At 72.4% G+C, this 12,342-nt stretch carries 12 protein-coding genes and 1 pseudogene; 3 read left to right on the plus strand and 10 right to left on the minus strand.

Annotation, left to right across the window (positions count from 1 at the left end):
• Positions 1 to 106 precede the first annotated feature (106 nt).
• The 3 genes from AX737_RS13715 to AX737_RS13725 form a co-directional block, all read right to left on the minus strand.
• Complete coding sequence (locus AX737_RS13715) at positions 107 to 574, minus strand: hypothetical protein (protein ID WP_066922187.1); 468 nt, start codon at positions 572 to 574, stop codon at positions 107 to 109.
• Positions 575 to 688: 114 nt separating this feature from the next.
• Positions 689 to 1,183, minus strand: coding sequence for an Hsp20 family protein (locus AX737_RS13720; protein ID WP_066922189.1), 495 nt, complete (start codon positions 1,181 to 1,183; stop codon positions 689 to 691).
• A 329-nt stretch (positions 1,184 to 1,512) separates the two neighbouring features.
• Positions 1,513 to 1,869 (minus strand): hypothetical protein, encoded by a 357-nt coding sequence (locus tag AX737_RS13725; protein WP_066922191.1) that lies wholly within the window; start codon positions 1,867 to 1,869, stop codon positions 1,513 to 1,515.
• Positions 1,870 to 2,350: 481 nt separating this feature from the next.
• Here AX737_RS13725 and AX737_RS33215 point away from each other — a divergent pair, with 481 nt between their 5' ends.
• The gene (locus tag AX737_RS33215; protein ID WP_156453705.1) at positions 2,351 to 2,512 is read left to right on the plus strand and encodes a hypothetical protein; all 162 of its coding nucleotides are present in this window, start codon (positions 2,351 to 2,353) and stop codon (positions 2,510 to 2,512) included.
• A complete protein-coding gene (locus AX737_RS13730; RefSeq protein WP_066922193.1) occupies positions 2,509 to 2,943 on the plus strand; it encodes a DUF393 domain-containing protein in 435 nt (144 codons plus the stop codon). The genes AX737_RS33215 and AX737_RS13730 overlap by 4 nt, the downstream gene beginning before the upstream one ends.
• On the opposite strand, the gene AX737_RS13735 is transcribed toward AX737_RS13730, so the two are convergent.
• Both AX737_RS13735 and AX737_RS13740 read right to left on the minus strand, forming a co-directional pair.
• Positions 2,929 to 3,147, minus strand: a complete 219-nt coding sequence (locus AX737_RS13735) for a hypothetical protein (RefSeq protein WP_066922195.1) — start codon at positions 3,145 to 3,147, stop codon at positions 2,929 to 2,931. The genes AX737_RS13730 and AX737_RS13735 overlap by 15 nt on opposite strands.
• 680 nt (positions 3,148 to 3,827) lie before the next feature.
• Positions 3,828 to 6,197, minus strand: a complete 2,370-nt coding sequence (locus AX737_RS13740; RefSeq protein ID WP_197430573.1) for a DNA topoisomerase — start codon at positions 6,195 to 6,197, stop codon at positions 3,828 to 3,830.
• A 254-nt stretch (positions 6,198 to 6,451) separates the two neighbouring features.
• Between AX737_RS13740 and aqpZ the strand changes: the two genes are divergently transcribed.
• The gene (aqpZ, locus tag AX737_RS13745; RefSeq protein ID WP_066922197.1) at positions 6,452 to 7,186 is read left to right on the plus strand and encodes an aquaporin Z; all 735 of its coding nucleotides are present in this window, start codon (positions 6,452 to 6,454) and stop codon (positions 7,184 to 7,186) included.
• Positions 7,187 to 7,201: 15 nt separating this feature from the next.
• Here the strand turns inward: aqpZ and AX737_RS13750 are convergent, their stop codons facing one another.
• From AX737_RS13750 to AX737_RS13770, 5 genes and pseudogenes are all read right to left on the minus strand, one after another.
• Complete coding sequence (locus AX737_RS13750) at positions 7,202 to 8,491, minus strand: aminotransferase class I/II-fold pyridoxal phosphate-dependent enzyme (protein WP_066922202.1); 1,290 nt, start codon at positions 8,489 to 8,491, stop codon at positions 7,202 to 7,204.
• A gap of 121 nt (positions 8,492 to 8,612) precedes the next feature.
• Positions 8,613 to 8,999 (minus strand): response regulator, encoded by a 387-nt coding sequence (locus AX737_RS13755; RefSeq protein WP_066922204.1) that lies wholly within the window; start codon positions 8,997 to 8,999, stop codon positions 8,613 to 8,615.
• Between the two features lie 96 nt (positions 9,000 to 9,095).
• The gene (locus AX737_RS13760; RefSeq protein WP_245293439.1) at positions 9,096 to 10,010 is read right to left on the minus strand and encodes a sensor histidine kinase; all 915 of its coding nucleotides are present in this window, start codon (positions 10,008 to 10,010) and stop codon (positions 9,096 to 9,098) included.
• 227 nt (positions 10,011 to 10,237) lie between these two features.
• Complete coding sequence (locus AX737_RS13765) at positions 10,238 to 11,869, minus strand: AarF/UbiB family protein (RefSeq protein WP_066922208.1); 1,632 nt, start codon at positions 11,867 to 11,869, stop codon at positions 10,238 to 10,240.
• 108 nt (positions 11,870 to 11,977) lie between these two features.
• A pseudogene (locus AX737_RS13770) lies at positions 11,978 to 12,342 on the minus strand (phosphoglycerate dehydrogenase); the annotation flags it as partial.

Raw genomic sequence — 12,342 nt, forward strand, 5'->3', positions numbered from 1 at the left:
CGCGGGTCCGGCCTCGACCGGCCCGGCGAACGAGGTCCCGCACGGCCGCCCCCATCTCGGGGTGGGCGCCGCGGCCGGGCCCGATGCACCGGCCGCGGCGCCCTCTTCAGGCCGTGAGGCAGGGTACGAGCGCCGCGGCACCGGGCGGCACGCGCGGGCGCGGCATCGCCACAGCCGGGCAGGGCGGCGGGTCGTCGTCGTCGTCACGACGTCGCGGGCGCACGTACCGATGCAGGACGGAGCGGCCCCGGGGCGCAGCCGGCTTCGGCCGCGGCGCGACGGTCTGGCGGTCGAGCCGTGCCAGGGCGGCCAGCACGGCGTCCACCGACACCGGCTCGGCCCTGCAGCCTGAGAGGCAACGCAGACCCGGTGCGTTCTCCACGGCGCAGGCGTCCGAGGCCCAGGACGCCAGGATCGCGCGCTTCTCGCCGCGGGACAGGTTCGGGTGGGCCAGAACCTCCCGCGGATGCCGGAACACGTCGCCCGGCGCGACGCGCGCCTGCCAGGCCTCGAACGATGCGGCTCGGCCGGCGGACGGGTTCATGGGGCCGGCATGGGTTGGGTGCGTCTCCATCGTCGACACGGGTCGGTCTCCCTGATGGTGCGAGTGGTTGCACGAAGAGGGTTATCGGCCCCGGAGGCCCGCATGGCTCCGGGACCGTCGTCGGTCGTTGGGGTGCCGCGCGGCTCAGGCGGCCTTCGCCGCGTCCTCGCCCCGGTCCACGACCTGGGGCGACGCGTTGTCCTGCCCGGCGGCGGTCTGCGTGCCGCCGATGGCGATGCGGCGCGGCTTGAGCGCCTCGGGCACCTCGCGCCTGAGTTCCACGGCGAGCAGGCCGTGCGCCAGGACGGCACCCGTGACCGTCACGTGGTCGGCGAGGTTGAAGGTCTGGCGGAAGGCGCGCGCCGCGATGCCGCGGTGCAGGTACTCGCGCGGCCCGTCCTTGTCCTTCTTCTGGCCGGTCACGGTCAGCGCGGTGTCGTGCTGCGTCAGCTCGATCTCGTCGGGCGTGAAGCCGGCGACCGCCATGGTGATGCGGTACGCGTTCTCGCCGGCCTTCTCGATGTCGTAGGGCGGCCATTGGGTGGACGGCTCGACCCTGGCGGCCTGGTCGAGCATCGAGAACAGGCGGTCGAAGCCCACGGTGGAACGGTAGAGCGGCGCGAAGTCGTAGGTTCTCATGACCACATCCTCCTGAAGAGCAACGTGATGACGAGGGCCGCCGGACATCCGGTCCGGCGCCCGGATGCGAGCCCGATTGGGGCCTCGCGCGCGTGAAACGCCGCCTCGGCGATTGAGTTCCACACGGGTGGGAATTTTTTTGGCGGCGAATGCCTCTGTGCTCCGACGGGCCCATCGCCTTCCGGGCCGAAGCCGGCCGTCCGGCGTCCTATCGCGGAAGGATCCTCGGCGCGGCGCCAGCAAATCCCGGTCCTGCGCGAGGCACGACGGAACCGGTGCCGGCGAACCGGGTGCGGCACCGGCACCGAGGCGATCCGCCGGGAACGGTCTCAGAGATAGAGGAACCCAAGGCAGATGGCGGCGCCGATCGTGGTCGTCATCAGACCGAACAGCGGCAGGACGAACCAGCGCTCGCCGTGCGGGTCGGCCGCGTGCCGTACCCGGGCGGGCGCGGCCTCGTTCCGGCGGGCGGTGCGGATCTCGCCGACCGTCGGCGCGAATCCCCCGGCCTCCTCGCAGGTTCCGAGCGGCGCCGCGCCGACGTCGCCGTGCGGGGCCTTGTCGCCGGTCGTGCCGCCGTCGATGTCGGCCTTGAGCTGCGCCGAGGTCGGCCGGGCCGATGGCGGCGGCCGGCCGAAATCGAGATTGGCCGGGGGCGGCGGGGTTTCGGAGCGGAAGAGACGCATGCTCGGTTCAGTGCCTCGGTTCGAGTCGCGAGCGCCCGATCGCGGGCGGGTGGGCCTCGTCGCTGCGTTCCGGACCGCCCCGGCCGGCTCGGCGGCCCCCTGACGGATCACGGGATCGACGCGCGGGGCGGCGCGTCCGAGGTTGGAAGGCGGCGCCAGACAGGCATCCCCGGATCATCACGACTTGGATGATCGGACCCGGGTTATGGCGCCATGTCTTCCGGCAGAAGACGCAGGTATGACGAAGCACCCTCAACGCCGAGAACGGCATCGGGTTCTCTCATGCGGCAATCGGACATCTTTCGATCTTGAGCGGTGATTGATCTCTTCTCCGGAGAAGCCGGGGGATTCACGAGGATCGACCGGCCGATCGCAACGGAAACGTGATCGCGCGCGCCGGATCGGCGGCCCGGCCACACCGTTCCCGTGGCTCCTCCCGGCCATCGGACCGGGACGTCCGAGATCAGGCTCACACGGATCGATGCGCGCGACCAACAAGCACTTCATGCTCTACGTTGCCGGCGTGGCGGCGATCGGCGTCGTCATCGTCGCGCTCTTCATGCAGACGGGGCCGACCCGCGATCAGGTGCGCGCCGCGAGCGGCACGCCCCAGCCGACCGACACCGTGTCGGGCCGTCCGTGAGATCCGGGCCCGACGCGGGGGGTTGCGGGCCGGCGAACCCGACGGCCGAGGCGACGGTCTTCTTCGACGGATCCTGTCCGTTGTGCCGGGCGGAGATCGATCACTACCGCCGCAGCGCGGGCGCGGAGCGGGTCGCGTTCGTGGACGTCGCGGGCGAGGGGTCCGCAGAGCGACTGGGACCGGGCCTGACGCGGGACGCGGCCCTTCGCCGATTCCATCTGCGCGACCGGGACGGGCAGCTCCTGTCCGGCGCCGCAGCCTTCGCGCGCCTGTGGACGGTCCTGCCCCGCTGGCGCTGGCTCGGACGCCTGATCGCGCTTCGCCTTCGCGACGGTCGGCCCGTGCTGCCGATCGCCGAGCTGTTCTATCGCCTCTCGCTCCCGCTGAGGCCGCGTCTCGCGCGACTGCTGACGCGCCTACGTCTGCTCTAGCCGTTCGAGGCCATCGAGCGGTGCGGACGGCTCCAACCGGCTTGCCCGCAGGTCCGCGAAAGCCGCACGGGGAATGAGCACCGCAATCATCCGGCCGTCGGCCGCGGTGAAGCGCACATCGACGGTATCGCCTCCATCGATCAGTTTGATGCCGGTGACGTCCCTCACGGCGACGGCGAAGGGAAAGAGCGTTTCATCGATCAAAGGCGTGCCTCCGGCCGCCTCAATGGATCGATCGCCGGAAGGGTTACCTCACGATCCCGTGATCCGCGCCGCGTCTCGGGTCGGGACCATTCGGACACGCCGCGGGACGCCCACGCGCGTGCGCCGGCCGCGCCGGCATCAGCGTCCCTATGAACGAGCCGACGGCCCTCTCGTCCGCCTAGGTTCTTCGCGCACCCGTCGCGCAGCCTCTTGCCCGGCCGGCAGCGCCTGCCTTGCTCTGGATCAAGGCCGCAGCCTCGCCGCACCGGCACAAGGCCCGGGTTGCGCAGCCGGGCCGCGCCGGGGTGTCCCGAAACCTGGTCCGCGCGACGACGGCCCGGCGCTCCAAGGAGCACGACCATGATCCGCCGGACGCTCGCGCTTCTCCTCGCACTTGCCGCGAGCGCGGCGCTCGTCGAGGCGCGGACGGCGGCACGCTCGCCAGATGCGAAACCGACCTTCATCGAGCCGACCGACGCGCCGCACCGCCACTGTGCCGGCGCATGCTTGAAGAGCGGGACCCTTCACTGGTTCTGTCGGCCTGAACAGGCCTGCTCGCTGGATTGCAACACCGCTCCTCCGAACCGGCACTGCCACGAGCCGCCTCCGTAGTGAGCGCCGGCGCGACGAGGCGGCTCTCGCGCTTCCAAGGACCGGGAGGCCGTTGGGATCCCCGGATGTCAGGCCAGCCGGCGGGCCGGTGCCGGCGTCCTGCGCTGGGCCGGGGCCCGGCCGCGGGACGGCGCGGCGCCCTTCCGGGCCGGACGCGCCGTGGCCGGCCGCGCCGCGCGGGCGTCGAGAAAGCTGCGGCAGGCCTCGAAGCGGGCCTCCACCTCCGGCGGGCAGGGGATGCCCTCGGCCTCGGCGAGGCTGCGGGCGTAACGCAGCATCGCCTCGCTCGGCGGGCGAACGCCGTCAGGCCCGCGCGCCACCGCTCCACCCTCGGAGCGCGGCCCGGCCTGCGCGTCGAGGAAGGCGCGGCACACCCGCATGCTGCTCTTGCAGCCGCGCGGCAGGGGCACGCCCTTGCGCTCGGCGAGGGAGACCGCGAACGCCACCATGGCGGGCGTCGGCGCCCGGTCGTCGCCTCGTCCTCCGGGTGCGCCCGGCGGGATCAGGCTCGGGTCGAGATCGATCGTCGGAGCGCCCGCGATCGCCGCGATCAGCGCGTCGAGCCGCAGACGGGTGCGCTGCCGGAAGTCCTCGGCCCGGCGCAGGGCCTCGGCTCGGGTCGCGGCCCGGCCGATCTCGGCGAGCTCCGCCTCGAACACCGCGCGCCCGACCGGGTCGCCGTAGGCCGGGAACACCGCCCGCACCGCCCCGATGAAGGCGAGGCCCACCTCGGTCACCGAGACCGCCGGGTCCTTGCCGGCGCCGAGGGTGACGTAGCGGCTCTTCAGGAGCTTGGGCAGGATCGTGTCGCGGGTCGCGGCCGTGCCGAGGCCCTTCGGCTCGTTCGGGTTGGCGGGGTTCTCCAGGGCGCGCTTCACCGCCGGGTCCTCGACCTGATCGACGAGCCGGCCCATCACCACCGGCAACTCGCCGCGGGTGATGCGGCGCGGCGGCTCGGTCACGGCGGTGGCGATCTCGGCACCCGTCGCGGTCGCGGCCTCGCCGTCGCGCACCGGCGGCAGGCGGGCCGCGCTCGCCTCCTCCTCGCGCCGCGCCTTGCCGGGAACGTGCTCGGCCTCCGTCTCGGCCTCGGCCCCGTAGACCGCGCGCCAGCCCGGCACCCGCACCACGCTGCCCGTGACCGCGAAGCGCTTGGCTCCCAAGGGCGTGCCCACCTCGGCCGTGACGCCGGTGCGCGCGTCGATCCCGTCGGGCAGGTGGGCGGCCAGATACGCCTTGGCGACGAGGTCCCAGAGCCGGGCCTGATCGGCCGAGAGCCGCCCGCGCTCGGGTACCTTGCGCAGCGGCACGATGGCGTGGTGCTCGCCCGGATCCTTGACGTAGGGGCCGCCCTTGCCCCGCCGGATCACGGGCTTCTCCTCCGGGGGGAAAAGCGGGCGCAGATCCGTCAGAACCCCCGTGACCGCCGCGACGATCGCGGGCGCGTCGCCGACCTGCCCCTCGGGCAGCAGCTCGGACTCGGTGCGCGGGTAGCTCAGATAGCCCTGGTCGTAGAGGTCCTGGGCGAGCTTGGCGGTGTGTTGCGGGTCCCAGCCGAAGCGCTTGGCGCAGCGCCGGGCGAGCGTGTCCTTCGAGAACAGGCGCGGCGGCGCGCGGCGCACGTCGCGCTGCTCGACGCGGATCGGCCCGGACCAGCCGGCGGCCGCCGCCCGGATCGTCTCGGCCATCTCGGGGTCGAGGATGCGCTCCTTCGGCGCGTGCCAGAGGGTCAGAGCGTGTCCGTCCGCCGTGTCGAGCTGCAGCGCGACCTTGAAGAAGTCCTGCGGCACGAAGGCCCGGATGCGCTCCTCCAGGTCGGCCAGGATGGCCAGCGTCGGCGTCTGCACGCCGCCGAAGCGCCAGGGCTCGCGGAAGGCCACCGGCCGCAGGCGCAGCGAGATGGCGCGCGTCCCGTTCAGGCCGAGATGGTAGTCCTCGTACTGGCGGCAGAGGGCCTCCAGATAGGCGGCGTAGTCCCGCTCGCCGGAATCGGGCTCGGCGGCCAGCCCCGCGAAGGCGCGCCGGATCGAGACGTCGTCGAGCGCGCCGAGCTTCAGGCGATCGACACGGCCGCGCCAGCCGAGATGCTCCAGCACCTCCCAGGCGATCATCGAGCCCTCGCGGCCGGGATCCGTCGCGATGATCACCCGATCGACCCCCCGGAGCGCCTCGCGGATCGCCGCGAGCTTGCCCGCGTGCGACTGGCCGGAGCGGTTCTGCCCGCAGGCGACGGGGATGGTGTCGAGCACGATCGGCAGCGCGTCGAAGCGCCAGGGCTTCCAGTCCGCCCGCACGTCGCCGGGCTCCTCGGCCGTGAGGAGGTGGCCCTCGGCGGCGACGCAGACGGTGTCCGGCGAGCGGAAGAAGCGCTTCAGCTCGCGCATCGCCGAGGGCTTCTCGAAGAAGAACAGCGTGCGGCCGGTGCTCGGGGCGGACATGGCTCGGACCGATGGGGGAGATCTGTTCGTGTTGTGTTCCAGTATGGACGCGAAGCGGGGCCGAGGGCAAGGCCCCCTGGCAGAGGCTGGCCCGGGCGGCCGGCGCGGATGCCGCCGACGGTCAATTCGGGATTAGAGCCCGCCCCCGGGCCTTTCCTCCCGCGGGGCCCGGCGGCATCGTCTGCGAGCGCGCCGGACCGTCGGCGCCGGGGGGATCACGGACGGCCGACCTTTCCCGAACCCAGGAGTCCCCCATGGACATCCGCAAATGCGCGGCCGAGGCGATCGGCACCTTCTGGCTCACCTTCGCGGGCTGCGGCAGCGCGGTGATCTCCGCCGCCTTCCCGGATGTGGGGATCGGGCTCCTCGGGGTCGCGCTGGCCTTCGGCCTGAGCGTGGTCACCATGGCCTACGCGATCGGCCACGTCTCGGGCTGCCATCTCAACCCAGCGGTCACCTGCGGCCTCGCGGCCGGGGGGCGCTTTCCGGCCCGCGACATCCTGCCCTACGTCGTCGCGCAGCTCGTCGGCGCCGTCGCGGCGGCGTGGCTGCTCTACGCCATCGCGAGCGGCGCCCCGGACTTCGACCTCGCCAAGGGCTTTGCGGCCAACGGCTACGGCGCGCACTCGCCGGGCGGCTACAGCCTGCCCGCCTGCCTCACGGCCGAGATCGTGCTGACCGCGCTCTTCCTCTTCATCATCATGGGGGCGACGCACGGCAAGGCGCCCGTCGGCTTCGCGCCGCTGGCCATCGGCCTCGCGCTGACGCTCGTGCACTTGGTCGGCATCCCGATCACGAACCTGTCGGTCAACCCGGCGCGCAGCACCGGCCCGGCCCTCATCGTCGGCGGCTGGGCTCTCGCGCAGCTCTGGCTGTTCTGGGTTGCGCCGCTCCTCGGCGGCGTGCTCGGCGGCATCCTCTACCGTTGGCTCAGCGAGCAGCCCGCCGCCCAGGTCACCGGCCTCACCCCGCCCGCGCCGGCGGAGTGAGCCGGAGGGTGCCGCTCAGTCGAGCTTGGCCAGCGCCTGCTCGACGTCGGCGATCAGGTCCGCGACGCTCTCCAGGCCGATCGAGAGCCGCACCGTCTCGGGGCCCACGCAGGCGGCGGCCCGCTCCTCGGGGCGGAGCTGCCGGTGCGTGGTCGAGGCCGGGTGGATCGCCAGCGACTTGATCTCGCCGATGTTGACGAGGTGCGAGATCAGCTCCAAGCCCATGATGAACTTGATCGCGGCCGGCTCGCCGCCCTTCAGCGCGAAGGTGAAGATCGAGCCCGGCCCCTGCGGCACGTAGCGCTTGACCAGCGCCTCGCCGGGCTGGCCGGGCAGGCCCGGATAGCTCACCCAGGCGACCTTCGGGTGGTCCTTGAGGCAGGCCGCCACCGCCCGCGCGTTGGCGCAGTGCCGCTCCATGCGCAGCGGCAGCGTCTCGATCCCGGTGAGCGTCAGGAAGGCGTTCATCGGCGAGAGGCCGGGGCCGAGGTCGCGCAGGCCGAACAGCCGGCAGGCCACCGCGAAGGGCGTGTCCGGGAAGCGCTCGCGCACCACCAGCCCCTCGTAGTCCGGCCAGGGCTCGTTGATCAGGTTGTAGCGGTCGGGCCGGTTCCAGTCGAAGCGGCCGGCATCGCAGATCACGCCGCCGATGGTCTGGCCGGAACCGCCGAGGAACTTCGAGGTCGAGTGGACCACGATGTCCGCGCCGTGCTCGATCGGCCGGATCAGGGCCGGCGAGGCCAGCGTGTTGTCGATGACGAGGGGCAGGCCGTGGCGCCGGGCGACCGCGGCGATCCCCTCGATGTCCATCACGGTCGCGCAGGGGTTCACGATCGACTCGCAGACGATCGCGCGGGTGCGCGGCGTGATCGCGGCCTCGAAATCCTCGGGTGCGAGTCCCTTGGCGAATTGCGGCTGCAGGTCGTAGCGGCCGTCGAGGCGGCGCATCAGGCCGAGCGAGCCGCCGAACAGGCGCGGCGAGGCGACGTAGGATTCGCCCGAGCGCATCAGCGTCATCAGGACGAGCATCACCGCCGACTGGCCGGACGCGACGGCGACGGCGGCCTTGGCGCCCTCGAGTGCGGCGACGCGCCGCTCCAGCGCGGCGACCGTCGGGTTCGAACCGCGCGAGTAGGAGAAGCCGGTGCGCCGCATCGCGAAGATGTCGGCGGCTTGCTCGGTCGACTCGAAGACGAAGCCGTTGGTGAAGTAGATCGGCTGAACCCGCGCGCCGGTCGCCGGATCCGGGGCGGCGCCCGCATGGATCGCCTGCGTGGCGAAGCGAAGGGTCTGATCGTCCGGCATGTCCAACAACCCGCGTTCCGGCGCCGCCGCGGTGACGGCCGCCCGAGGGGGTCTCACTTTAGGCGGGGTGGTGCAAGGGCTTTGCGTACGCCCCGCCCTGCATCGGCCGCGCGCGGCGCGCTCAGGCCGCCCGCCGGACGAAGGCGCGCAGCGTCCGCACCAGGGTCGAGGGCTCGTAGGGCTTGGGGATGAAGCGGGCGCCGTCCGGCATGTCGTGCGGCCCCGGCGTGCCCATGCCGGAGACGACCAGCACGGGAATCGCCGGCCAGCGATGCGCGACGAGCCGGGCGAGCGCGAACCCGTCCATTGAGCCCTGCGGCATGTCGACGTCGGTCATCAGGACCTCGACGTCGTCGCGGTTCTCCAAGACCTTGAGCGCCTTGTCCGCGTGCGTCGCCTCCAGCACCGTGAAGCCCGCGTCGGCCAGGGTGTCCGAGGCCTCCATCAGCAGGAGGCCGTCATCTTCCACGAGGAGAACGACGGGTTGCTCGGCGGGGCTCTCTGTCATCAGGCTTCGCGCGGCGCTCTCTGGACCCGAAGCCCGGGGCCCTATTCCCCGCACCCGGCCCCGTCAAGGCGCGCGGCCAGCCGCGCCGCCGCTCCGTCAGGCCGCTAGCATCGCCAGGGGCGCCTCGAAGGCGAGGACGAGGCCCGTGACCGGGTAGGCCAGATCGACGCGGCCGCCGAAACCCTGGACGAGGCTGCGCTCGATCAGGCGCGAGCCGAAGCCGGCATGCCGCGGCGGGCTCACGGGCGGCCCGCCGGATTCCTCCCACCGGAACCGGAAGCGGGGGGCGGACGCCGCCGCCTCGACCCTCCAGGCGATCGCCACGCGGCCGGCGGGCGCGGAGAGGGCGCCGTACTTGGCGGCGTTGGTACCGAGCTCGTGCAGCAGCAGGGCGACCGTCAGGCCGGACCGGGCGGCCAGCGCGATCTCCGGCCCCGAGACCGCGAAGCGGCCGGCCTCGCTGCCGTGGAGAGCCACCGCGGACGCGACGATTCGCCCGAGCGGCGCGGTCGTCCAGGAATCCTGGGGCGCATCCTGAGTGGCGGCGCCCTGGAGCAGCACGTCGTGGGCCTTGGCCAGGGCGAGGAGGCGTGCGTCGAGCGCTGCGCGCGCGGCGGCGAGCGAGGGGGCCGTGCGCAGGGTCTGCGTGCCGATCGCCTGCACCATCGCCAGGGTGTTCTTCACCCGGTGCGCCATCTCCTGCATCAGCAGGGACTTGCGGTCCGCGCTCTGCCGCAGCTCGGCGATCGCGTGGCGGTAGCGGGTCTCGCGCGCCTCGGCCTTCCGGCTCGCCCGCTGCATCAGGGCGCGCAGGTGGCGGTTCTCGGCCTCCAGCGACGCCAGGCGACGCGCCTCACCGTGCTCCTCGGACAGGATGATCATCGTCACCGCCCCACCGCATCGCCTCACCCCGCCATCGAGCCCCGTGGCGCAGGTCTGCGTCCGCCCCGCCGTGCGGGAGACGAGGGACGGGATGGTTCGGTCCGGGCAGCGACCGGCAGCTTGGAGCACCCCGCGAGGCTCCCGTGACCCGGGATCCCGCGCGGCACGACGGTGCCGGCGGGCGCGCGCTCGCGAGAGGCGCTCATGCCGCTTCTGTTCCGCCGCCCCGCCCGCATTCCCGCGATTCGAGGGGCAGGCCGAACCTAGCACGGACCACCGCGCGCACAAGCATAGATCCGCGGCTCGACTGATTTAAGCCGACCCGTTTCTTGATCTGAGTTATAAGCGGACGCGGCTCACTTGTTCCGCCCCAGAAGCACCAGCCAGCCGACGCCGAGGATGAAGACCATCATGCCGATCGTGACGAAGGCCGGCGTGCCGAGGTCGATCAGGCGCGGGGCGAGCTGGGTTGCGAAGGCCGCAACGACCAGCGCCACCGCGACGCGGGCCGCCGCCCGCTCGATGCCGCGGGTGACCTTGTCGAGGCCCTTCACCTCGATCTCGACCGTGACCTTGCCCTGCTTGAGCCGCACCAGCATCAGGTGGATCAGCGTCGGCAGCTCGGAGGCAGCGCCGTAGAGGCCCACGCCGAGCGCTTCCGCCTTCGCCTTCAGCCCCGAGAGCGAGAACTGGGTCTGCATGCTGGCCCGGACCGTCGGGCCGGCGGCGGCGAAGAGGTCGAAGTTCGGATCGAGGTGGCGCATCACGCCGTCGGCCGTGACGAGGCCCTTGAACAGGATCGCGAGGTCGGTGGGCATCGCGAGGTCGTTCTCGCGCGCCATGGTCATGAAGTCGGTGAGCACCAGCCCGAGATTGAGCGGGATCGAGGAGTGGCTCTCGACGAAGGACTGGGCGGAGAGCTGGAGCTTCGTCATGTCGGGGTTGCTGGCGCCCGTCCAGTCGAGCAGCACCGCCATCAGCCCGTCCGCGTCCTGCTTCAGCATGGCGCCGATCAGCACGAGGAGTTGGTTGCGCCGCCGCCGCGACAGCCGGCCGATGATGCCGAAATCGATGAAGCCGATGCGGTTGCCGGGCAGCGCCAGCATGTTGCCGGGGTGGGGATCGGCGTGGAACACGCCCTCGATCAGCGCCATCTGCAGGAAGGCGTCGGTGCCCTTCTGGGCGAGCAGCTTCTTGTCGATGCCGGCCGCCCGCAGGCGCGCCTCGTCGTTGGGCGGGATGCCGTCGATGAACTCCTGCACCAGCACGCGCTCGGAGCACCATTCCCAGTAGATCTTCGGGAAGACGATGTCGTCGCGGCCCTCGAAGATCTGGGCCAGCAGCTCGCAGTTGCGGGCCTCGTTGAGGAGGTCGAGCTCGCCGTTCAGCCCTTCGGCGAGGTGGCGCATCTGCTCGCGGGGCTGGTAGCGGGCCATGTCCGGCCACTCGGTCTCGACGATGCGGGCGCCGTGCGCCATCAGGCGCAGGTCCGCCTCGATGATCTTGCGCAGGTTCGGGCGCAGCACCTTGACGATCACCGCCTCGCCGGTGTGCAGGCGCGCCCGGTAGACCTGGGCGATCGAGGCCGAGGCGATCGGGTCGGTATCGAACTCCGCGAAGATCTCCTGCGGGCTCGCGCCCAGATCCTCCTCCAGCTGCGGCCGGATCGTCTCCCAGGGCACCGGGGAGACTTGGCTGTGCAGCTTCTCCAACTCCTCGGTCCAGGCCGGGGAGAGCAGGTCGGGGCGGCTCGCCAGCACCTGCCCGAACTTGATGAAGGTGGGCCCCAGCGCCTCAATGGCGCGGCGCATCCGCTCGGGCTCGGAGAGGCGGGTGACGTCGAGCCGGGGTTTGCGCCGGGGCAACAGCGGCAGGTAGCGCAGGCCGAGCCGGTCCACGACACGGTTGACGCCGAAGCCGATCAGGATCGTGGCGATCTCCGACAGGCGCTGGCGGTCGCGGGCGGCGACGAAGGCGGTCTTCAGCATGAAACGGGTCGTTTCCGTCCGGACGGGGGGTCGATGCCGGACAGCACGAGCTTCGGGTCTTTTTTGAGGTGGCGGCCGCGCCCTTTGGAGGGTGCGGCCGCGCGTCCCTCAGCGGCGCTCGTAGAGAAGACGCGCGCGGATCGTGCCCTCGACCGCGCGGATCTGCTCCAGGAGCGCCTCGGCGTCCGCCGTGCCGGCATCGGTCTCCAGCACCACGTAGCCGACCTCGCCGTCGGTCTGGTAGAACTGCGCGGCGATGTTGACACCCGAGCGGGCGAAGACCTCGTTGAGGCGGCCCAGCATGCCCGGCAGGTTGCGCTGGACGTGGATGAAGCGCGTGCCCGTCGGCCGGGCCGGCAGTTGCACCTGCGGGAAGTTGACGGCGCCCACCGTCGAGCCGATGTCGGAATAGTCCACCAGCTTGCGGGCGACCTCGGAGCCGATGCGCTCCTGCGCTTCTTCCGTCGAGCCGC

Source organism: Methylobacterium sp. CCH5-D2, from assembly GCF_001556475.1.
In the GTDB taxonomy this organism is placed as follows: Bacteria; Pseudomonadota; Alphaproteobacteria; order Rhizobiales; family Beijerinckiaceae; genus Methylobacterium; species Methylobacterium hispanicum.